Source organism: Cellulosimicrobium sp. XJ-DQ-B-000 (assembly GCF_031119065.1).
Classification (GTDB): domain Bacteria; phylum Actinomycetota; class Actinomycetes; order Actinomycetales; family Cellulomonadaceae; genus Cellulosimicrobium; species Cellulosimicrobium funkei.
In genome coordinates this window covers 705,380-725,942 of the sequence record NZ_JAVHYN010000001.1, presented here as the reverse complement: position 1 = coordinate 725,942, position 20,563 = coordinate 705,380, and the positions used below count along the sequence as shown (strand labels likewise).

Sequence of the window (20,563 nt, the reverse complement as noted above, 5' to 3'; positions counted from 1 at the left end):
GCGGGCGAGGGGGCGAGGCGAGGGCGTCAGGCGAGGGCGTCGCGCAGGCGCCGGGCCGGGTCGAGCGCGACGTCGAGGTCGACGCGCAGGCGGCCCGTCCGGTTCATCGCCTTGCGCACGGGGCCGACGTCGCGCGGCGAGTCGACCAGGAGCACGGCCCGGACGTCGGTGCCCCGGGCGGTCGGGTCGTCGGCGGCGGGGCCGCCGGGCTCGGAGCGTGCCGCGGGCGCGAGGTAGAACGCGGCCCAGCCCTCGTGGCCGGTGGCGCCGCCCGCGGGGTCGCCGCGCAGCACGACCTCGTCGCCCTCGGCGGGCACGCCGAACAGCGCGAGGTCGTGCCCGAGCTGCTGGGAGAACACGTACGGCGCGTGCGCGGCCCGGTCGCCGCCGTCGCCGAGCAGTGCCGCGACGGTCGCGTCCGGGTCGTGGAGCGCCGCCGACCAGTGCCCGCCCGGGACAGGACCGAGCACGGGGTGGTCGCGGTTCGCGCAGTCGCCGACCGCCCAGAGGCCGGGCAGCCCCGGCACGGCGCCGTCCGCGTCCACGGTGACGCCGCCGCGCGCGTCGCGGGGCACGACGCCGTCGAGCCAGTCGGTGGCGGGGCGGGCGCCCACGGCGGCGAGCACGACGTCGGCCGGCAGCTCGCGGCCGTCGGCGAGCCGGACGCCGTCGGGCCGGACCTCCGCGACGGTGGCGCCGGTGACGAGCTCGGCACCCGCGGCCGCGTACCAGGGCGCGAGGTGCACCCCGACGTCCGGACCGAGCTGGCGGTGCAGCGGCGCACCCGCGGCCTCGACGACGGTGACGTGCGCACAGGCGCCCGCCGCGACGCCGGCGAGCTCCGCGCCGATCCACCCGGCCCCGACGAGGACGAGGCGCAGGCCCGGCCGGAGCGCGGCGCGCAGGGCGTCGGCGTCGGCCGCGGTGTGGAGCACGCGCGCGTGCTCCCAGCCGCGCGGCCGCACGGGCACGGAGCCGACCGCGAGCACGACGGCGTCGGCGACGAGGCGGTCGCCCGACCGCGTCTCGACGGACCAGCCGGAAGCGTCGGCGGTCCCGACCCGCTCGAGGCGCACGGCCGGGTCGGCGAGGCGGACGTCGTCGGCGAGCGCGTCGACGTCCACCCCGAGGTCGTCGGCGAGCCACGCGGGGGAGGGCCGGCTGAGGAGCTCCTTCGACAGGGGCGGGCGGTCGTACGGCGGCACGCCCTCCGCGCCGAGCAGCGTGACGCGCCCGGTGTAGCCGCGGCGGCGGAGCGCGGCGAGGGTCTGGGCGCCCGCGAGCCCGGCGCCGACGACGACCACGGACGACGGCGGCCCGCCGTCGTGCCGGGTGGTCGCCGGGCCGGCCGCAGGGCCGGTCGCGGGATCGGTCGAGGTGGCGGGGGGAGCGGACGGGACCGGCGGCACGACGGACGGCATGCACGTCACGCTAGGGCACGACGGTAGGCTTCCGGGCGTGGAAGGTGCAGCAGCGTGAGCGACGTCACCGCGGACGGGGGGACGCGGCACCGGCCACGCGCGACGCTCGTGCCGGTGTGGCACCACGTCGACGACGAGACCGGCGACGGGACGGCTCCCGAGGGCGCCCCGGTGCCCGACGACGCGACCCCGCCCCCGGTGCCCGAGCCGCCCGCGAGCCTCGCGCCGTCCCGCCAGCCCGCGATGTGGCTGGTCCTCGCGGGCGTCGCCGTCGCCACGGTCGTGGCCGTCCTCGCCGGTGCGCGGGCGGGCTGCTTCGCGCTCTCCGGGCTGCTCGCCGTCGCGGGCGTGTGCCGCGCGGCGATCCCGGGCCCCGGCCCGGTCGGCATCACCGTCCGGTCGCGCGGGCTCGACGTCTTCTTCTTCCTCGCGCCCGCAGCGGTCATGGCGTTCCTCGCGCTGAGCCTGGACCAGGGCGAGCTCTGACGTCCCCGCGCGGAGCGCGGCCGACGTGCGGCCCGCGCGACGTGCGAACCCGCGCGACGAGCGACCCGCACGAGGTGCGGCCTGCACGAGGTGCGGCCTGCACGACGACGGGCCCGGACCGCGTGCGCGGTCCGGGCCCGTCGGGCGTGCGAGAAAGGGTCAGGCCCGCGGGGCCGTGCCCTCGCCGGGGGCCGGGGCGTCGGGGTCGTCCGTCTCGACGACCTCCTCGACCGCGACCACGTCACCGTTCTCGTCCGTGACGACGACCGCCTCCTCGACGACGGTGCCCGCACCGGCGCCGACGACGGCCGCGCCCGCACCGGCGGCGGCGCCACCGGCGACCTCGGCCTCGGTCAGCGTGACGACGTGGTCCTCGCCGAGCAGGTCGTCCTGCTTCGGGGCGAACGCGAACGCCCGGTAGAAGAGGCCCGCGATCGCGGCGCCGAGGAGCGGCGCGACCAAGAAGACCCACTGCTGCTTCCACAGGTCCCCGTCGCCCGCGAAGACGGCCGACGCCATGGAGCGGGCCGGGTTGAGCGACGCGTTCGTGACGGGCACCGCGACGAGGATCAGGGCGGTGAGGGTGAGGCCGATGACGACCGGCGCGTACTGCACGGTCGCGCGCTTGTCGGTCACGCCGAGGATCACGCCGACGAACACCGCGGTCGCGATGGTCTCGATGAGCAGCGCGGCGAGCAGCCCGAACTCGGTGCCGCCCTGCGACGCCGTGGAGAGGGACGAGAAGTCGCCGTAGCCGTTCGCGGTCGAGACGAACAGGCCGCCGCGGTCCTCCTGCCCGACGAGCGCGGGCAGCGAGCTCGGGACGGTGGCGAGCAGGACGAGACCCGCGAGGAGCGCGCCGACGAGCTGCGCGACCCAGTAGGGCAGCACGTCGCGCCACGCGGTACGGCCGCCGATGGCGGCGCCGAGCGTCACCGCCGGGTTGAAGTGGCCGCCGGAGACGTTGCCGACGGCGGCGGCGCCGGCGAGCAGCGCGAGGCCGCCCGCGAGAGCGACCGCGAGGGCGTTCTGCTGGCTGACGAAGGTGTACAGCGCCACACCGATGATCGCGAGGACGAGGAAGAACGTGCCGAAGACCTCGGCGCCGAGGCGCGCGAGGAGGCTGGGCTGGACGACAGCGACGGCCTCGGTCTGCGCGGGGCGCGCGTCGTCGACGTAGCCCTCCGGTGCGCCGGGAGCGGTGGTGTCCTGGGACATGATGATCCTGTCTGGTTCGGTGGGAACTTCGGGCAGTCCCGGCCCGGTGTGCCGCGGTGCGGCACCGGCGGGCCGTCGGGACGACGGCACGATGCCTGACCGAGTGCCCGGCCATTCCGGCATCTGGGGGCATCTTGCCACCACCACCCGGGAGATGCGTGGAAATCTGCGGTGCTGCACCTGAGAACGGACGCCGGGTCTCACGATCCGAACGGTCCGCCGGGCGTCGCCAAAGTATCTTGACGTCGAGAAGTCGAGTACCCTGGACCGCGGTCAGCAACGCCCTCGTGTGCGACGGACCGGGCCCACGGGCCGCACGGTCGCCGTCCGACACCCGGGGGCTCCAGTCCCCGACAGTTGGAGCGATCTGCGCATGGGCAAGATCAAGGTCGTCAACCCGGTCGTCGAGCTCGACGGCGACGAGATGACGCGCATCATCTGGCAGTTCATCAAGGACCGCCTCATCCACCCGTACCTCGACGTGGACCTCAAGTACTACGACCTGTCGATCCAGAACCGCGACGCGACCGACGACCAGGTCACGATCGACGCCGCGCACGCGATCAAGCAGTACAACGTCGGCGTCAAGTGCGCGACGATCACGCCCGACGAGGCGCGCGTCGAGGAGTTCGGCCTGAAGAAGATGTGGGTCTCGCCGAACGGCACGATCCGCAACATCCTCGGTGGCGTCGTCTTCCGCGAGCCGATCATCATCTCCAACATCCCGCGCCTCGTGCCGGGCTGGAACAAGCCGATCATCATCGGCCGTCACGCCCACGGCGACCAGTACAAGTCGACGAACTTCAAGGTCCCCGGCCCGGGCAGGATCACGATGACCTTCGAGCCGGCCGACGGCTCCGAGGCGCAGAAGTTCGAGGTCGTGACCATGCCCGAGGAGGGCGGCGTCGCGATGGGCATGTACAACTTCAACGAGTCGATCCGCGACTTCGCGCGCGCCTCGTTCGCGTACGGCCTCCAGCGCGAGTACCCCGTGTACCTCTCGACGAAGAACACGATCCTCAAGGCCTACGACGGCGCCTTCAAGGACATCTTCCAGGAGGTGTTCGACGCCGAGTTCGCCGAGGCGTTCGCCGCCAAGGGCCTCACCTACGAGCACCGCCTCATCGACGACATGGTCGCCTCGGCCATGAAGTGGGAGGGCGGCTACGTCTGGGCCTGCAAGAACTACGACGGCGACGTCCAGTCCGACACCGTCGCGCAGGGCTTCGGCTCGCTCGGCCTCATGACGTCGGTCCTCATGACCCCGGACGGCCAGACCGTCGAGGCCGAGGCCGCGCACGGCACGGTGACGCGCCACTACCGCCAGCACCAGCAGGGCAAGCCGACGTCGACGAACCCGATCGCGTCGATCTTCGCCTGGACGCGTGGCCTCATGCACCGCGGCAAGCTCGACGGCACGCCGGAGGTCACCGAGTTCGCGCAGACGCTCGAGGACGTCGTCATCAAGACGGTCGAGTCCGGCAAGATGACGAAGGACCTCGCGCTCCTCATCGGCCCGGACCAGGAGTGGCTGACGACGGAGGAGTTCCTCGCCGCGCTCGACGAGAACCTCAAGGCGCGCCTGGGCTGATCCGGCCCGCACCGCACGCCCGACGGCGGCGTCCCCTGCGCAGGGGGGGGCGCCGCCGTCGTCGTTCCCGGGGGCCGCAGAGGCGGGAGTCGGCACCGGCGGGCGCGCCGCCCCGCGCGTCCGGGCGCGTCGCGTTGTGGGAGAGTGAGCGCATGACTTCCCCCGTGAACGTGACGGTGACCGGCGCGGCCGGTCAGATCGGTTACGCGCTGCTGTTCCGCATCGCGTCGGGCCAGATGCTCGGCCCCGACACCCCCGTGCGCCTGCGCCTCCTCGAGATCCCGCAGGGCGTGAAGGCCGCCGAGGGCACGGCCATGGAGCTGGACGACTGCGCGTTCCCGCTGCTCGCCGGCATCGACATCTTCGACGACCCGACGCCCGCGTTCGAGGGCACGAACGTCGCGCTCCTCGTGGGCGCCCGCCCGCGCGGCCCGGGCATGGAGCGCGGCGACCTGCTCGAGGCGAACGGCGGCATCTTCAAGCCGCAGGGCCAGGCGATCAACGCGGGTGCGGCGGACGACGTCCGCGTCCTCGTCGTCGGCAACCCCGCGAACACGAACGCGCTCATCGCGGCGTCGAACGCGCCCGACGTCCCGAAGGACCGGTTCACCGCGATGACGCGCCTGGACCACAACCGCGCGCTCACGCAGGTCGCGAAGCGTGCGGGCGTCCCGGTGTCCGAGGTGCGCAAGGTGACCATCTGGGGCAACCACTCGGCCACGCAGTACCCCGACCTCTTCCACGCGGACGTCGCGGGCACGCCGGGCGCGCGGCTCGCCGAGGACCGCGAGTGGCTGGAGAGCACGTTCATCCCGACGGTCGCGAAGCGCGGCGCGGCGATCATCGACGCGCGCGGCGCCTCGTCGGCGGCGTCGGCGGCGAACGCGGCGATCGACCACGTGCACGACTGGGTCCTCGGCACGCCCGAGGGCGACTGGACGAGCGCGGGCGTCGTGTCGGACGGGTCGTACGGCGTCCCGACCGGCCTCATCTCGTCGTTCCCGGTGGTCTCGCGCGGCGGGTCGTGGGAGATCGTCCAGGGCCTGGAGCTCTCGGAGTTCTCGCGCGGGCGCGTCGACGCGTCGGTCGCGGAGCTCCAGGAGGAGCGTCAGGCCGTCGAGGAGCTCGGCCTGGTCTGAGCCGTACCGCCGCGGCCCGGGTCCTTCGGGACCCGGGCCGCGCTGCGTCCGGGGCCGACCCGAGCCGACGCTGGCCGGCCCGGGTCGTCCCCGCGCCGACCGGGCCGGGCAGGGGCTGCGGGCGGCGAAAATCCCTGCGTCGGCGGGGGTGGGTCGCCGTAGGGTCGTGGGGCCATGATCGACGCCTCCCTGCCGACCGAGCAGCCCACGAACCCCCCGTCCGACCCGCACGCCGCGCCGTCGGCCGCCGCCCCGCGCTCGACCGACCCCGCCCGGCGCCTGGACTGGCGCCGCCTGCGCGGCCCGCAGGCCGTCCTCGCGCTGCTCGCGCTCACCGTCGGCGCGGTCGGCGCCGCGCTGGGCACCGTCATCGCCGGGTGGCTCGCCGAGGACCCGACGACGGCGACGCTCCAGCTCCTCGCCGCGTGCGTCGTCGGCGCGGCGCTGCTCGACACCGTCGGCCAGGTCGTGTGGGCGGGCGTCGTCGACCGCGCCGAGGGCCGCCTGCGCGGCGACCTCCTCACCGCGGCGCTGCACCAGCCGCTCGCCACGCTCACGGAGCAGGCGGTCGGCGAGGTGCTCGACCGTGTCGACGACGACACGCACGCCGTCGGCACGCTCGTGCGCCGTCAGCTCTGGGGCGCGGGCCGCACCGTCGTCGGCGTGCTGCCGATGTGGGTCGTCGCCGGCCTCACGTGGTGGCCCGCGTGGGTCCTCTTCCCGGTGCTGGGGGCGGTCGCGTGGTTCATCGTGCGCCCGATGCTGGGCGAGATCGCGCGCCGCAAGGTCATCGAGGAGATGGCGTGGACGGACCACGCGGCAGCGTTCGAGGAGTCCGTGGCCGCGCGGGACGACCTGCGCACGAGCCTCGGGCAGTCGTTCGCGATCCGGCGCCTCGCCGAGCGCTCGGCCCGGGTGCACCGGAAGTTCGAGGCCGTGCTCGTCGTCGAGGCGCGCATGCTCCGCCGCGCCGGTCTCGTGCTCGCCTCGCTGCTCGCGGGCGTGGCCCTGGCGGGCGCCGCGCTCGCCGCGGACGGCGACCTGGGCGTCGACCGGCTCGTCACCCTGTTCCTCGTGACCGCGCTCTTCGTCGGGCAGGTGGACAACCTGGTCCACCACCTCCCGGACATCCAGGAGGGCCTGGGCGCGCTCACGCGCATCCGGCAGATGCTCGCCGTCGAGCCCGAGCCGACGGGCGGGCGCACGCTGCCCGCCGGGCCGGTCGGGATCGAGGTGCGCGACCTGCACTTCTCCTACGCCGAGGGCACGTTCGCGCTCGACGGGGTGGACCTGCACGTGCCCGCGGGGGAGACGGTCGCACTCGTCGGGCGCACCGGCTCGGGCAAGTCGACCCTCGCGTCGCTGCTCTCGCGCGCGGTCGAGCCGCCGCGCGGCGCCGTGCTCGTCGGCGGCGTGGACGTGCGCGACCTCGACCTCCAGGCGCTGCGCGCGGCGGTCGGCGTCGTCACGCAGCGCACCGAGATCCTCGCGGGCACGCTCGCGGAGAACGTCGCGCTGTTCGCGGACGTCCCGCGCTCCGACGTCGAGGCCGCCGTGCGCGAGCTGCGGCTCGACGACTGGGTCGCGGGCCTGCCCGACGGCCTGGACACCCTGCTCGGTCCCGGCGGGACGTCGCTCTCGGCGGGGGAGGAGCAGCTCGTCGCGTTCGCGCGCCTGCTGGTCCGCGACGTGCAGGTCGTCGTGCTCGACGAGGCGACGGCGCGCATGGACCCGCTCACGGAGGCGCGCGTCGTCGCCGCGTCGGAGCGGCTGCTCGCGGGGCGCACGGGCGTGCTCGTGGCGCACCGGCTCACGACGATCGAGCGGGCCGGGCTGCTGGCCGTCCTCGACCACGGCCGGGTCGTGCAGCAGGGCGAGCGCGCCGCGCTCGCCCACGCCCCCGGTCCCTACCGCGACCTGCTCGTCGCGAGCGTCGCGCAGGACGGCGGACCGCGCGGCGACGACGTCGACGACCTCGCGCCCGGCGACCCGGCGCCCGCCGCCGCGCCCGCGGCCGCGCAGGACCATGCGGGCGCCGAGGGCGACACGCCCGCGGCCCGCGCCTCCGACGCGGTCGGCGGACGCCGACGGCGCGGCGAGCCACCGGTCCTCGACGACCCGGGCGACGGGCCGAGCCTCGCGCGCGGCGTCGCGCACGCCCTGTTCGTCCGCCCGGCGTGGGGCGTGGTGGGCGCGGTCCTGTTCCTCGTCACGAGCCTCGTCTCGGCCCAGGGCGCCGTCACCGGCTTCCTCTGGGGCCAGGCGGTCCAGGACCTCGACTCCGGCTTCCCGGCGCGTCAGCTCGTGCCGCTCGCCGTGCTGCTCGTGGTCGCGCCGCTGTGCCTCGCGTGGGCGCTGTACGTCTACCCGCGCTGGTGGGTCGAGGTGCTGCTGCGCGTGCGCATGGCGGTCATGGCGGGCCAGACCCGCCAGCACCGGCTCACGGCCACGCCGCCCGGCGAGGTCGTCGCCCGCGCCATGGACGCCGACCGGTTCGTCCGGTACGCCGACCGCTGGGTCGACTTCGTCAACGGCCTCGTCATCGCGGGCGTCACCGCGCTGCTCAGCCGGTCGTGGCTCGCCGGCGCGGTGCTCCTCGCCGTCATGGTGGTGTCCGCGGCGGCGTCGGCGCTCGGGCGGCCGATCGCCGGGCGGTCGGCGACCCGCTCGTCGGCCGCGCGCGCCCGGTTCGGCCGCGCGCTCGTCTCGGCGCTCGACTCCGCGCGGACGGTGAAGCTCGCCGCCCGCACGCCGCAGGTGCACGCGCACCTGCGCGAGGTGGACGCCGGGCGCGTGCGCGCCGCCGTCTTCGAGCACCGCGTGCAGGCCGCGCTCGACGGCGTCCCGCTCGTCATGATCCAGCTCGGCGTCGTCGCGGCGTGGGCCGGGCTGCTCACCGGGACGTGGGACCTCGCGACGGCGCTCCTCGTCGCCAACGCCGTGACCGGCTTCGGCTGGTTCGGGGTCGTCGCGGGCGCCGTCGTGACCGAGGCGCCCGGCACGCGCTCGTGGCAGCGCGCGACGAGCCGGTTCGCCGCCGGGACGGACCTCATGGACCTGCCGCCCGGCGTCGACCTGCTCACGGGCGCCGCCCCCACGCCCGACCCGGGCCCCCGGCGGCCGCTCGAGCGGATCGACCTGGACGGCGTGACCGCGCTGCACGACGACGGCACGATCGGCGTCCAGGACGTCGACCTGTCCGTCGGCCGCGGCGAGCTCGTGCTGCTGCTCGGGCAGGTCGGCGCGGGCAAGTCGAGCCTGCTCTCGGCGCTCGCGGGCCTCATGGAGCACACGGGCCGCATCCGCTGGAACGGCACGGACGTCGTCGACGCCCAGACGTTCCTGCGGCCGGGCCAGGTCGCGCACGTCGCGCAGGTGCCGCGCGTGCTGTCGGGGACGTTCGCGGACAACGTGCGGCTCGGCCACGAGCGCGACGTCCACGGGCCCGTCGCGGCCGCGCGGCTCGAGCGGGACGTCGTCGAGGCGGGCGGGCACGAGGCGCTCGTCGGGCACCGTGGCGTCCGGCTCTCGGGCGGCCAGGTCCAGCGGCTCGCCCTGGCCCGGGCGCTCGCGACCGACGCCGAGCTGCTGCTGGCCGACGACGTCTCCAGCGCGCTCGACGCGGCGACGGAGATCGAGCTGTGGGAGTCGCTGCGCGAGCGGGGGACCACGGTCGTGGGCGCGACGTCCAAGCGCGCGGCGCTCGCCCGGGCGGACCGCGTGGTCGTGCTCGACGAGGGCCGGGTCGCCGCCGTCGGGCCGTGGTCCGAGCTCGCCCCGCGCTGGGGCCATCTCGCGGGCTGACCACCGCGACCTCCCGGACCCGGGGCCGCCCCCGTCAGGACCTCCTGAGCGGGGCGACCCCGGGTTCGTCGTGCCCGGGCAACGGCGTTGCACGGCGCGGGCGCGTCGTTTGCCGAACCTTGCTGCAACTTTCTGCAACCAGTACAGTTCGGCTCAGCCGTACGCTGAGAAAGCCGCGGTCGACGTCGCCCGCTGCTGGTCCCGTCGTCCGCGTCCTTGCCGGCACCTGCCTGCTCACGCCTGCGGTCCCGCACCAGCCACCGGACGAGGGAGTCCTCATGACCTCCACGCCGCGACGTCGCCGCGTCCCGCGCACACCGTCGCCCCACCCATCCGACACCACGCCCCGCCGCACGCGCGGGGCCCGCACGACGGCGTCGGTCACCGCCGTCGCGCTCGCCACCTCGGGCCTGGCGGGCGTCACGCTCGCCGCGTTCGCCGCCCCCGCCGCGGGGGCCGACGAGCGCACGCTCGCCCTCGTGGGCGACCTCCAGTCCGAGCTCGGCTGCCCCGCCGACTGGGACCCCGCGTGCGCGGCGACCGAGCTCGCGCCCACCGACGCCGCCGGCATCTGGTCCGCCGACTTCGAGGTGCCCGCGGGCACCTACGAGTACAAGGTCGCCTACGACGACGCGTGGGACGAGGCGTACGGGCGCGAGGGCGGCCAGGACAACGCGCCCCTCGCGCTCGGCGGCGACGCGACCGTGCGCGTCACGTTCGACGAGTCGACCCACCGCATCGCGCTCACGCCGCTCGGGCTCGCGGGCGGCTACGACGAGGCGCAGGACGCCGACCTCGTGGTGCCCCCCGTGCGCCAGCCCGGGTCGGACGAACGCTTCTACTTCGTCATGACCGACCGGTTCGCGAACGGCGACCCGTCGAACGACACGGCGGGGCTCGGCGACGACCCGCTCGTCTCCGGGTTCGACCCGACGAACAAGGGCTTCTACCAGGGCGGCGACATCGCGGGCCTGCGGCAGAACCTCGACTACGTCGAGGGCCTCGGCACGACGGCGATCTGGCTCACGCCGTCGTTCAAGAACCAGCCGGTCCAGGGCACGGGCGCCGACGCGTCGGCGGGCTACCACGGTTACTGGATCACCGACTTCACGCAGATCGACCCGCACCTCGGCACCAACGCCGAGCTCGAGGCGCTCATCGACGAGGCGCACGACCGCGGCATCAAGGTCTACTTCGACATCATCACGAACCACACGGCCGACGTGATCGACTACGAGGAGAAGCAGTACTCGTACGTCGACCAGGCCACGTCGCCGTACCGCGACGCCGAGGGCACCGTGTTCGACCCGGCGGACCACGCGGGCACCGGCGACTTCCCGGCGCTGGACGCCGCGACGTCGTTCCCGTACACGCCGGTCGTCCCCGCGGGCAAGGAGGACCTCAAGGTCCCGGCCTGGCTCAACGACCCGACGCTGTACCACAACCGCGGCAACTCGACGTGGACCGGGGAGTCCGTGACGTACGGGGACTTCGACGGCCTCGACGACCTCATGACCGAGCACCCGACGGTCGTCGACGGGTTCGTCGACGTCTACCAGGACTGGATCGACCTCGGCATCGACGGCTTCCGCATCGACACCGTCAAGCACGTGAACTTCGAGTTCTGGGAGACGTGGACCACCGAGGTCCTCGACTACGCGCACGCGCAGGGCAAGGACGACTTCTTCATGTTCGGCGAGGTGTACGACGCCGACGCGGCGAAGCTCTCGCCCTACGTGCGCAAGACGGACATGAGCTCGACGCTGGACTTCACGTTCCAGTCCGCCGCGACGAGCTTCGCGAGCGGGAACAGCGCCAAGGGCCTCGCGTCGCTCTTCGCGAGCGACGACATGTACACGACGCCGACGACGAACGCGCAGGCGCTGCCGACGTTCCTCGGCAACCACGACATGGGCCGCGTCGGGTACATGCTCGCGAGCACCGACGACCCGCTCGCGCGCGACGAGCTCGCGCACGACCTCATGTACCTGACCCGCGGGCAGCCGGTCGTGTACTACGGCGACGAGCAGGGCTTCGCGGGGAAGGGCGGCGACAAGGACGCGCGCCAGACCCTGTTCGCGACCCAGGTCGACGAGTACGCCGACCAGCCGCTCGTCACCGGCGAGCAGGCGGGCAGCGTCGACCGCTTCGGTACCGACGCGCCGCTCTACGCGCACATCGCCGAGCTCGCCGCGCTGCGCGAGGCGCACCCGGCGCTGGCCGACGGCGCCCAGGTGGAGCGCTACGTCGAGAACGGCGCGGGCGTGTACGCGTTCAGCCGCGTCGACCGCGAGGAGAAGGTCGAGCACCTGGTCGCGCTGAACAACGCGGCGCAGGAGCGGACGGCGACGTTCACGACCCTCACGCCCGGCGCCTCGTACGAGGTGCTCTACGGCGAGCAGGCCGCCCCCGTCACCGCCGACGCCGACGGCGTCGTCACGCTGACCGTCCCGGCGACGGGCACGGTCGTGCTGCGGGCCGACCGCGAGGTCGGCGCGGACTCGTCGGGCGACATCGCCCTCACCGTGCCGCAGGCCGGGGGAGCGGTCACGGGCGTCGCGCCGGTGACCGCCACCGTCGACCCGGACGCGTGGGCCGAGACGTCGTTCGCGTGGCGCGAGGTCGGGAGCGCCGAGTGGCACCCGCTCGGCACCGCGGAGGACACGGCACCGCGCGTCTTCCACGACGTCGCGGGGCTCGCCGACGGCACGCTCGTCGAGTACCGCGCGGTGACGACCGACGCCGACGGCGACCGCGCCGCCGCGTCCACGTTCGCGAGCGTCGGGGTCGACGTGAGCGGGGTCGTGGGCGAGGAGCCCGAGCCCGAGATCGACCTCGTGACCGTGCCCGGCAGCCACAACGCGGCCATGGGCTGCGCGGGCGACTGGGCCCCGGGCTGCGAGGCCGCGAAGCTCACGAAGCGCGCGGACGGCGTCTACGCGGGTACGTTCGACGTCCCCGCCGGGACGTACGAGTACAAGGTCGCGATCAACGGGTCGTGGACCGTGAACTACGGCGTCGGCGGTGTGCAGGACGGCACCAACGCGACGTACACGACGGCCGGCGGCCCGGTGACGTTCTACTGGGACCCGGTGAGCAAGGACTTCTCGAGCACCGCGCAGGGGCCGATCGTCACGCTCGCGGGCTCGTTCCAGGACCAGGTCGGCTGCCCCGGTTCGTGGGCGCCCGACTGCCTGGCGTCCTGGCTCAAGGACCCGGACGGCGACGGCGTCTACACCTGGTCGACCGACCGCCTCGCGGCCGGCGCGTACGAGGGCAAGGTCGCGCACGGCCTGAGCTGGGCCGAGAACTACGGCGTCGGCGGCGCGCGCGACGGGGCGAACTACCAGTTCTCCGTCGGCGACGGCGAGCTGGTCACGTTCTCCTACGACCTCGCGTCCCACGTCCTGACGATCGACGTCGCGAACCCGCCTCTCCCCGGCACCGGCCAGCAGGCCGCGCACTGGGTGCGCGAGGGCGTCGTCGCCTGGCCGGGCGACCTCGGCACGGGCGACGAGTGGACCCTGTGGTCCGCCCCGCAGGGCGGGCTCTCGGTCACCCCGGGCGGCGCCGACGGCGAGGTGCAGGCCCCGGAGGGCACGGCGTCGTACACGCTCCAGGTCGACCCGTCGGGCCTGCCCGACGACGTCGCGGCCGAGTTCCCCGCGCTCGCCGGGCACACCGCGCTGCGCGTGCTCGACGACGGCGAGCCGCTCGACCGCGCGGAGGTCGAGGCGGCGCTCACGGGCCAGCTGCTCGTCACCCGGGCCGACGACGGCGCGCTCACGGCCGCGACCGGGGTCCAGGTGCCGGGCGTCGTCGACGACCTGTTCGCCGAGGACGCCGCCGAGCGCGAGCTCGGCGTCTCGTGGCACGCCAACGGCAAGTGGGCGTCGTTCGCGCTGTGGGCGCCGACGGCGAAGGCCGTCTCGGTGCTCGCGTGGCCCGCGGGGGCGTCGCTCGACGACGACCCGCGCCGGTTCGAGGCAGCCCGCCAGGCCGACGGCACGTGGACCCTCGACGGCAAGGCGGCCGACAAGAAGCTCGGCGGCGCGGCCGTCGGCTGGAAGGGCGCGCGCTACCTCTACGAGGTGCAGGTCTACGTCCCGAGCACGGGGAAGGTCGAGACGAACGTCGTCACCGACCCGTACTCGGTGGGCCTGACGCTCGACTCCACGCACTCGGTGGCCGTCGACCTCGACGACCCCGCGTTCCGCCCGAGCGCCTGGGAGGGCACGCCCGCCCCGGTCGTCGAGCGGTCGGTCGACCAGACGATCTACGAGCTCCACGTCCGGGACTTCTCGATCGCCGACGAGACGGTCCCGGCGGAGCGGCGCGGCACGTACCTCGCGTTCGCGGAGAAGGACTCGGCCGGCATGACGCACCTGCGCGAGCTCGCGGACGCGGGCGTCACCACGGTGCACCTGCTCCCGACGTTCGACATCGCGTCGATCCCCGAGGACCGCGCGGCCCAGGCCACGACCGGCGACCTCACCGGGTTCGCGCCCGACTCGCCCGAGCAGCAGGCCGCGGTCGCGGCGGTGCAGGCGCAGGACGGCTTCAACTGGGGCTACGACCCGTGGCACTTCAGCACGCCGGAGGGGTCGTACGCGGTCGACGCGGACGGCGGCGCGCGCGTGGCCGAGTTCCGCACCATGGTCGGCTCGCTCCACGGTGCCGGGCTGCAGGTCGTGCTCGACCAGGTGTTCAACCACACCGCCGCGAGCGGGCAGGACGCGAAGTCCGTCCTCGACAAGGTCGTGCCGGGCTACTACCACCGGCAGAACCCGACCACCGGTTCCGTCGAGACGAGCACGTGCTGCCAGAACGTCGCGACCGAGCACGCGATGGCGGGCAAGCTCATGGTCGACTCGGTCGTCACGTGGGCGAAGGACTACCGCGTCGACGGGTTCCGCTTCGACCTCATGGGCCACCACTCGAAGCAGAACATGCTCGACGTCCGGGCCGCGCTCGACGAGCTCACGCTCGCCGAGGACGGCGTCGACGGGAAGTCCGTCTACCTGTACGGCGAGGGCTGGGACTTCGGCGAGGTCGCGGGCAACGCGCTGTTCGAGCAGGCCACGCAGGGCCAGCTCGGCGGCACGGGCATCGGGACCTTCTCCGACCGGCTGCGCGACGCGGTGCACGGCGGCTCGCCCGTCGACGGCGCCACGACGTTCACGCAGGGCTTCGGCACGGGCCTCGCGACCGACCCGAACGGGCAGCCCGCCCGGGCGGGGGAGCCGGGGACCGTGAACGACGGGTCCGCGGACGAGCTCGCCGACCTCGGTCACCAGACCGACCTCGTGCGTCTCGGCCTCGCGGGCAACCTGCGCGACTACACGCTCGTCACGTCGACGGGCGAGGAGAAGCGCGGCGACGAGATCGACTACCGCGGGGCGCCGGCCGGCTACGCCGACTCGCCCGAGGAGGTCGTGACCTACGTCGACGCGCACGACAACGAGACGCTGTTCGACCTGCTCGCGCTCAAGCTCCCGGCCGACACGCCGATGGACGAGCGCGTGCGCATGAACACGGTCTCGCTCGCGACCGCGGCGCTCTCCCAGACGCCGTCGTTCTGGCACGCGGGCACCGACCTGTTGCGGTCGAAGTCGCTCGACCGCAACAGCTACGACTCGGGCGACTGGTTCAACGCGATCGACTGGACCGGTCAGGACAACGGGTTCGGCAAGGGCCTGCCGATGGCGGCCGACAACGAGGACAAGTGGCCGCTCATGGCCCCGCTCCTCGCGGACCCGGCGCTCAAGCCGTCGCCCGACGACATCGCCACCGCGTCTGCGCAGGCGCAGGACCTCCTGCGGCTGCGGCACTCGACCGAGCTGTTCCGGCTCGGCGACCCGGAGCTCATCCGGGAGAAGGTCACCTTCCCGGGTGCGGGGCCGGACCAGGTTCCGGGCGTCGTGGCGATGGCGGTGGACGACACCGTCGGCACCGACGTCGACCCCGCGCTCGACGGTCTGCTCGCCGTCTTCAACGCCTCCCCGGACGAGGTCACCGTCCCGCTGTCCGCGCTCGCGGGCCGCGAGTACGTGCTCTCGCCCGTGCAGCAGGAGGGGAGCGACGACGTCGTGCGCGGCACCGCGTGGGACGCGGCCACCGGCACGGTGACCGTCCCCGGGCGGTCCGTCGCCGTCCTGGTGCAGCCGCAGGCCGGGGCGGAGCTGCCCGTGTCCGTCGACGTGCAGACGCGCTGCCTCGCGGGCAAGGCGTACGTCGCGGTCCGGGCGACGAACGACGGCGCCGTGCCGGTCGACGTCCGGCTCGCCACGCCGTTCGGGCAGAAGGCGGTCGCGGACGTCGCGCCCGGCAAGAACGCCTACCAGTCGTTCGCGACGCGCCAGAAGGCGGTCGCGGCCGGCGAGGCCACGGTGACCGCCACCGCGGTGGTCGACGGCGAGGAGGTCACCTCGACCTTCACCGTCGAGCACGAGGCGGTCACCTGCTCCTGAGCCGAACGCCGAGGTAGAGCCCTGGTCCTCACCAGGGCTCTACCTCGGCGGACCGTGGCTCTCCCTCGGGGGACCTCGGCTCTCCCTCGGGAGCTCCCTGTGCTCTGTTCGCGGGGCGGGTGCTACGGTCGCGAGCCGTGACCACCTCGCCCCGGCCCGCCGTCCGCCCGACGGCGGGTCTCGCCTTCCGCGCGGCCGTCGCCGCCGACCTGCCCCGCGTGGTCGGGCTCATCGCCGACGACGCGATCGCCCGCGACCGCACCGGCGACGTCGGCCCGGAGCACGAGGCGGCGTTCGCCGCGATCGACGCGGACCCGAACAACGCCCTGGTCGTCGTGGAGCGTGACGGCGAGGTCGTGGGCACCATGCAGCTCACCGTGGTCCCGGGCATCGCCCGGCGCGGAGCGTCCCGGCTGCTGGTGGAGGCGGTCCGCGTGGACCGCCGGCTGCGGGGCCGGGGCGTCGGGCGGGCCATGATGGCGTGGGCCCATGCGTGGGGGCGGGACCGCGGCTGCGCCCTCGCGCAGCTCACGTCCGACAAGCGGCGCGACGACGCGCACCGCTTCTACCGGTCGCTCGGCTACGAGCAGTCCCACGAGGGGTTCAAGCTGACGCTCTGACGGCGGCCGCGCGCGGCCGCCGTCAGAGCGTCAGCGGAAGACGACCGTGCGGTGCCCGTCGAGCAGCACCCGGTGCTCGGCGTGCCACCGCACGGCGCGCGCGAGCGTCTGGCGCTCGACGTCCTCGCCGATCGCGACCAGGTCCTCGACGCGGCGGGAGTGGTCCACGCGCTCGACGTCCTGCTCGATGATCGGGCCCTCGTCGAGGTCGCCGGTCACGTAGTGCGACGTCGCGCCGATGAGCTTGACGCCGCGGTCGTGCGCCTGGGCGTAGGGCCGCGCGCCCTTGAAGCTCGGCAGGAACGAGTGGTGGATGTTGATGATGCGGCCGGGCATCTCGCGGCACAGGTCGTCGGAGAGGATCTGCATGTAGCGCGCGAGGACGACGAGCTCGACGTCGAGCTCGTCGACGAGCGTGCGCAGCCGGGCCTCCGCCTCGGCCTTGGTGTCGCGGGTCACGGGCACGTGGTGGAACGGCTTGCCGTAGAAGGACGCGATGTCCTCGAGGTCCCGGTGGTTGCCGACGACGCCGACGACGTCGATCGGCATGCCCTGCGAGCGCTCGCGGTAGAGCAGGTCGACGAGGCAGTGCGGCGCCTTCGAGACCATGAGCAGGGTGCGCACCCGGCGCCCCACGACGTCGAGCTGCCACGTCATCGCGAAGCGCGCCGCGACCTCGCCGACGGCGTGCTCGATCGCGTCGCGCGACGCGGCCGCCGTGACCTGGACGCGCATGAAGAACAGGCCCGAGAGCGGGTCGCCGAACTGCTGCGACTCGGTGATGTTGCCGCCGAGGCGCGCGAGGGCCCCCGCGACCGCGTGCACGATCCCCGGACCGTCGGGGCACGAGAGCGTGAGGACCCAGTGCGTGGGGTCGTCGGTCGGGGGCTGCGCAGCGGGGGCGTCGGTCGCGCGGGGCGCGACGCCCGGGTCAGTCGTGGACACCCCTCAGAGGGTAGTCGCGCACCCCGGCGGGTGCGGCCGTCGTCCCGCCCGCGGACGGGGGCGCCCGACATCACCCGGGACGCCGCGGTACCGCGCGCGGATGTCTGACACCATGAGCCCATGAGCGACGCGCAGATCACGACCCGCCTCGTCACCGACGCCGAGGCAGGTGAGCTCCTGACCCTGCGCCGGGCGGCGTTCGTCACCGAGGCGCAGCTGTACCAGGACCCGAACATCCCCCCGCTGACCCAGACCCTCCACGAGCTGCGCGAGGACCTCGCGCGCGAGGACGTCGTGACGATCGGCGCCTGGCTCGGCCCGCGCCTCGTCGGCTCCGTCCGCGTCGAGATCGAGGAGACCAAGGCGACCCTCGGACGGCTCGCCGTGGCGCCCGACATGCAGGGACGCGGCATCGGCACGCAGATGCTCTTCGAGGTGCTGCCGTACCTGCCGGAGCAGACCACCGAGATCTGGGTCTTCACGGGCAAGGACTCCAAGCAGAACCTCGCCATGTACACGAAGCACGGCTACGAGGAGCAGTACGACAAGGCGGCCGGCGACCTCACCTACACCTACCTGCGCCGCATCCTCGGCGCCGCCGAGGTGGGCGACGAGCCCCGCGCCTGACGGGCGTCGCGGGGCCCTCAGCCCCGCGGGCCGAAGGGTCCGGCGCTCACCCGGTCGCGCGAGCCGCCGACGCCGGTCGTCGCCCCGGTGATCGCGGCGATGATCTCCTCGTAGCTCGCGCCGGGACCGGAGAAGCTGCCGTTGTTGCGTCCGTGGCGCAGCACCTCGACGCGGTCGGCGACGGCGCGCACGTCGGTCATGTTGTGGCTGATGAGGATGACCGCGTGCCCCATGTCGCGCAGCCGCTGGATGTGCGTGAGGACCTCCGCGGACTGCGCGACAGAGAGCGCCGCGGTCGGCTCGTCGAGCACGACGATCCGGGGCTCGCCGAGCAGCGTGCGCGCGATCGCGACGCTCTGGCGCTGCCCGCCGGAGAGCGTCGAGACCGGCACCCGCACCGACGGCACGCGGGCGTTGAGGTCGGCGAGCACGCGGCGCGCGGTCTCCTCCATGGTGACCTCGTCGAGCCCGCGACCGCGGCGCAGCTCGCGCCCCAGGTAGAGGTTCGAGACGACGTCGAGGTTGTCGCACAGCGCGAGGTCCTGGAAGACGGTGGCGATCCCGAGGGCGTGCGCGGCCACGGGGCTCGGGATGGTGACGGGCACGCCGTCGGACTCGATCATGCCGGCGTCCGGGGTGAGCACGCCCGCGACGATCTTCGCGAGGGTCGACTTCCCGGCGCCGTTGTCGCCGACGAGCGCCACGACCTCGTGGCGGTGGATCTCGAGCTCGACGCCGGTGAGCGCCTGGACGGCGCCGAAGGACTTGTCGATGCCGTGCAGCGCGAGCGCCGGCGGAGCGGGGGTGGAGGTCACGACGGGTCACCTTCGGTCGAGGGGGAGGGCGCGACCGCGAGGCCGTCGTTGGCCAGGTCGGTCGCGGCGAGCGCGAGGGCGAGCGCGCCGAGGATCTCGGCGCGGGCGCCGAGGTCGGAGGCGAGGACCTCGACCGGGGCGATGGTGTTGGGCACGAGGTGGCGGCGCATCGACTCGCGCAGCGGGCCGAGGAGCACGTCACCGGTCGCGGCGAGCTCGCCGCCCACGACGACGGCCCGGGGGTTGAGCGCGGTCGCGAGAGCGGCGACCACGGCGCCGATGCGGTCGCCGGCGTCGGCGACGACGCGCCGGCAGCCGGGGTCGCCGTCGAGCGCCTCCTGGACGAGGTCGTTCAGGGTGAGCTCCCCGTGGCTCGTGCGGACGAGCGCGAGCAGGGCGTCGGAGCCGACGACGGTCTCCAGGCACCCGCGGTTGCCGCACCGGCAGATGGGCCCGGACGGGTCCACCTGGACGTGGCCGATCTCGCCCGCGGTGCCGGCGTAGCCGCGGTGGAGCCGACCCCCGAGCACGATGCCGGCGCCCGTGCCGTACGACGCGCGCACGAAGATCGAGTCGCGGTACCCCCGGGTCGCGCCGAGCTGGTGCTCGGCGAGCGCCGCGAGGTTGGCGTCGTTGTCGACCAGCACGGGCCGGGCCAGGCGCTTGGCGAGCACCTGGCCCACGTGGACGTCGTCCCAGCCCCGCAGGACGCCGCGCACCGAGATCATCCCGGTGTCCTCGTCGACGGGGGCGGGCAGGGCGACGCCGACGGTCAGCAGCTCGTCCATGGAGGCCCCGACGCGCTCGAGCAGCTCGACGACGAGCAGCGCCGCACGGTCGAGGCCCGTGTCGAGGCGGTGGTCGACGGGCAGCGGCATGTGCTGCTCGGCGAGGATCTCGCGGTTCGGGTCCCCGAGGGCCACGGTGAGGCGACGCCGCCCGAACTGGACGGCGGCCACCACGCCGAGCCGCCGGGCCAGCGTGACCATCTGCGCGCGGCGCCCGGAGCGAGACGTGGGGCGTGTGTCGACGACCCCGGCGCCCGTGAGCTCCTTGACGATCGTCGACACGGTCGCCGTCGAGAGCCCCGTCGCCTCCGCGAGCTCGACCTGGGTCAGCCCTCCGTAGCGACGGATCGCGTCGACGATCCGGAGTCGGTTCGCTTCTCGGAGGGAGGTCTGCGATCCGGGGGTGGACCGGTCGCTGTTCACAGGCCGCAGATTACACGCTCGGCCCGTTCTCGGACGGGTCGGAGCGCGGCTCACCCGATGAGTTAGAGCCTCGAACACAATTCGGTAAAGGTGGCCACCTAGCGCTTGACTGTCGAACTCAACCCTGGCTACGTTCCCTGCCGTGCCCGTGGAAGCGGTCCCGTCCGACGTCGGACGCCCGCACGAGAGCCACGGCCCGTCGTGCCGCCCGGGAAC

Annotated in this window: 12 protein-coding genes; 7 read left to right on the top strand and 5 right to left on the bottom strand. The window is 74.4% G+C overall.

Going from position 1 to position 20,563, the window contains the following annotated elements; genetic code table 11:
- Window positions 1-26: 26 nt before the first annotated feature.
- Window positions 27-1,421 carry an FAD-dependent oxidoreductase gene (locus tag RDI86_RS03585; protein WP_308820701.1) on the bottom strand — a complete coding sequence of 465 codons (1,395 nt, stop codon included), beginning with the start codon at window positions 1,419-1,421 and terminating at the stop codon, window positions 27-29.
- A 54-nt stretch (window positions 1,422-1,475) separates the two neighbouring features.
- Between RDI86_RS03585 and RDI86_RS03580 the strand changes: the two genes are divergently transcribed.
- On the top strand, window positions 1,476-1,907 hold the full coding sequence (locus RDI86_RS03580; RefSeq protein WP_061266885.1) for a DUF3017 domain-containing protein: 432 nt from the start codon (window positions 1,476-1,478) through the stop codon (window positions 1,905-1,907).
- Between the two features lie 159 nt (window positions 1,908-2,066).
- On the opposite strand, the gene RDI86_RS03575 is transcribed toward RDI86_RS03580, so the two are convergent.
- A complete protein-coding gene (locus tag RDI86_RS03575) occupies window positions 2,067-3,125 on the bottom strand; it encodes an aquaporin (protein WP_308820700.1) in 1,059 nt (352 codons plus the stop codon).
- A gap of 373 nt (window positions 3,126-3,498) precedes the next feature.
- Between RDI86_RS03575 and RDI86_RS03570 the strand changes: the two genes are divergently transcribed.
- The 5 genes from RDI86_RS03570 (at window position 3,499) to RDI86_RS03550 (ending at window position 16,749) form a co-directional block, all read left to right on the top strand.
- The gene (locus RDI86_RS03570) at window positions 3,499-4,716 is read left to right on the top strand and encodes an NADP-dependent isocitrate dehydrogenase (protein WP_308820699.1); all 1,218 of its coding nucleotides are present in this window, start codon (window positions 3,499-3,501) and stop codon (window positions 4,714-4,716) included.
- A 152-nt stretch (window positions 4,717-4,868) separates the two neighbouring features.
- Entirely contained in the window at window positions 4,869-5,855 is a 987-nt protein-coding gene (locus RDI86_RS03565) for a malate dehydrogenase (protein WP_076405127.1), read from the top strand.
- Window positions 5,856-6,029: 174 nt separating this feature from the next.
- A complete protein-coding gene (locus RDI86_RS03560) occupies window positions 6,030-9,659 on the top strand; it encodes an ABC transporter ATP-binding protein (protein ID WP_076405128.1) in 3,630 nt (1,209 codons plus the stop codon).
- A gap of 278 nt (window positions 9,660-9,937) precedes the next feature.
- On the top strand, window positions 9,938-16,129 hold the full coding sequence (gene pulA / locus RDI86_RS03555; RefSeq protein ID WP_308820698.1) for a pullulanase-type alpha-1,6-glucosidase: 6,192 nt from the start codon (window positions 9,938-9,940) through the stop codon (window positions 16,127-16,129).
- Between the two features lie 137 nt (window positions 16,130-16,266).
- Entirely contained in the window at window positions 16,267-16,749 is a 483-nt protein-coding gene (locus tag RDI86_RS03550) for a GNAT family N-acetyltransferase (protein ID WP_308820697.1), read from the top strand.
- 30 nt (window positions 16,750-16,779) lie between these two features.
- Here the strand turns inward: RDI86_RS03550 and purU are convergent, their stop codons facing one another.
- Window positions 16,780-17,694 (bottom strand): formyltetrahydrofolate deformylase, encoded by a 915-nt coding sequence (gene purU / locus RDI86_RS03545; protein WP_308820696.1) that lies wholly within the window; start codon window positions 17,692-17,694, stop codon window positions 16,780-16,782.
- A gap of 120 nt (window positions 17,695-17,814) precedes the next feature.
- Here purU and RDI86_RS03540 point away from each other — a divergent pair, with 120 nt between their 5' ends.
- Window positions 17,815-18,321 carry a GNAT family N-acetyltransferase gene (locus RDI86_RS03540; protein WP_021481782.1) on the top strand — a complete coding sequence of 169 codons (507 nt, stop codon included), beginning with the start codon at window positions 17,815-17,817 and terminating at the stop codon, window positions 18,319-18,321.
- A 17-nt stretch (window positions 18,322-18,338) separates the two neighbouring features.
- Here the strand turns inward: RDI86_RS03540 and RDI86_RS03535 are convergent, their stop codons facing one another.
- Both RDI86_RS03535 and RDI86_RS03530 read right to left on the bottom strand, forming a co-directional pair.
- Window positions 18,339-19,136, bottom strand: coding sequence for an ATP-binding cassette domain-containing protein (locus tag RDI86_RS03535; protein ID WP_308820695.1), 798 nt, complete (start codon window positions 19,134-19,136; stop codon window positions 18,339-18,341).
- Window positions 19,133-20,347 carry an ROK family transcriptional regulator gene (locus RDI86_RS03530; RefSeq protein WP_076405132.1) on the bottom strand — a complete coding sequence of 405 codons (1,215 nt, stop codon included), beginning with the start codon at window positions 20,345-20,347 and terminating at the stop codon, window positions 19,133-19,135. The genes RDI86_RS03535 and RDI86_RS03530 overlap by 4 nt, the downstream gene beginning before the upstream one ends.
- Between the last annotated feature and the right edge of the window lie 216 nt (window positions 20,348-20,563).

What these genes read in the sequence shown, in the direction of transcription:
- RDI86_RS03585 (WP_308820701.1), bottom strand. Translation starts at nt 1,421, where the DNA reads ATGCCGTCCGTCGTGCCGCCGGTCCCGTCCGCTCCCCCCGCCACCTCG.
- RDI86_RS03575 (WP_308820700.1), bottom strand. Translation starts at nt 3,125, where the DNA reads ATGTCCCAGGACACCACCGCTCCCGGCGCACCGGAGGGCTACGTCGAC.
- RDI86_RS03570 (WP_308820699.1), top strand. Translation starts at nt 3,499, where the DNA reads ATGGGCAAGATCAAGGTCGTCAACCCGGTCGTCGAGCTCGACGGCGAC.
- RDI86_RS03565 (WP_076405127.1), top strand. Translation starts at nt 4,869, where the DNA reads ATGACTTCCCCCGTGAACGTGACGGTGACCGGCGCGGCCGGTCAGATC.
- RDI86_RS03560 (WP_076405128.1), top strand. Translation starts at nt 6,030, where the DNA reads ATGATCGACGCCTCCCTGCCGACCGAGCAGCCCACGAACCCCCCGTCC.
- pulA (WP_308820698.1), top strand. Translation starts at nt 9,938, where the DNA reads ATGACCTCCACGCCGCGACGTCGCCGCGTCCCGCGCACACCGTCGCCC.
- RDI86_RS03540 (WP_021481782.1), top strand. Translation starts at nt 17,815, where the DNA reads ATGAGCGACGCGCAGATCACGACCCGCCTCGTCACCGACGCCGAGGCA.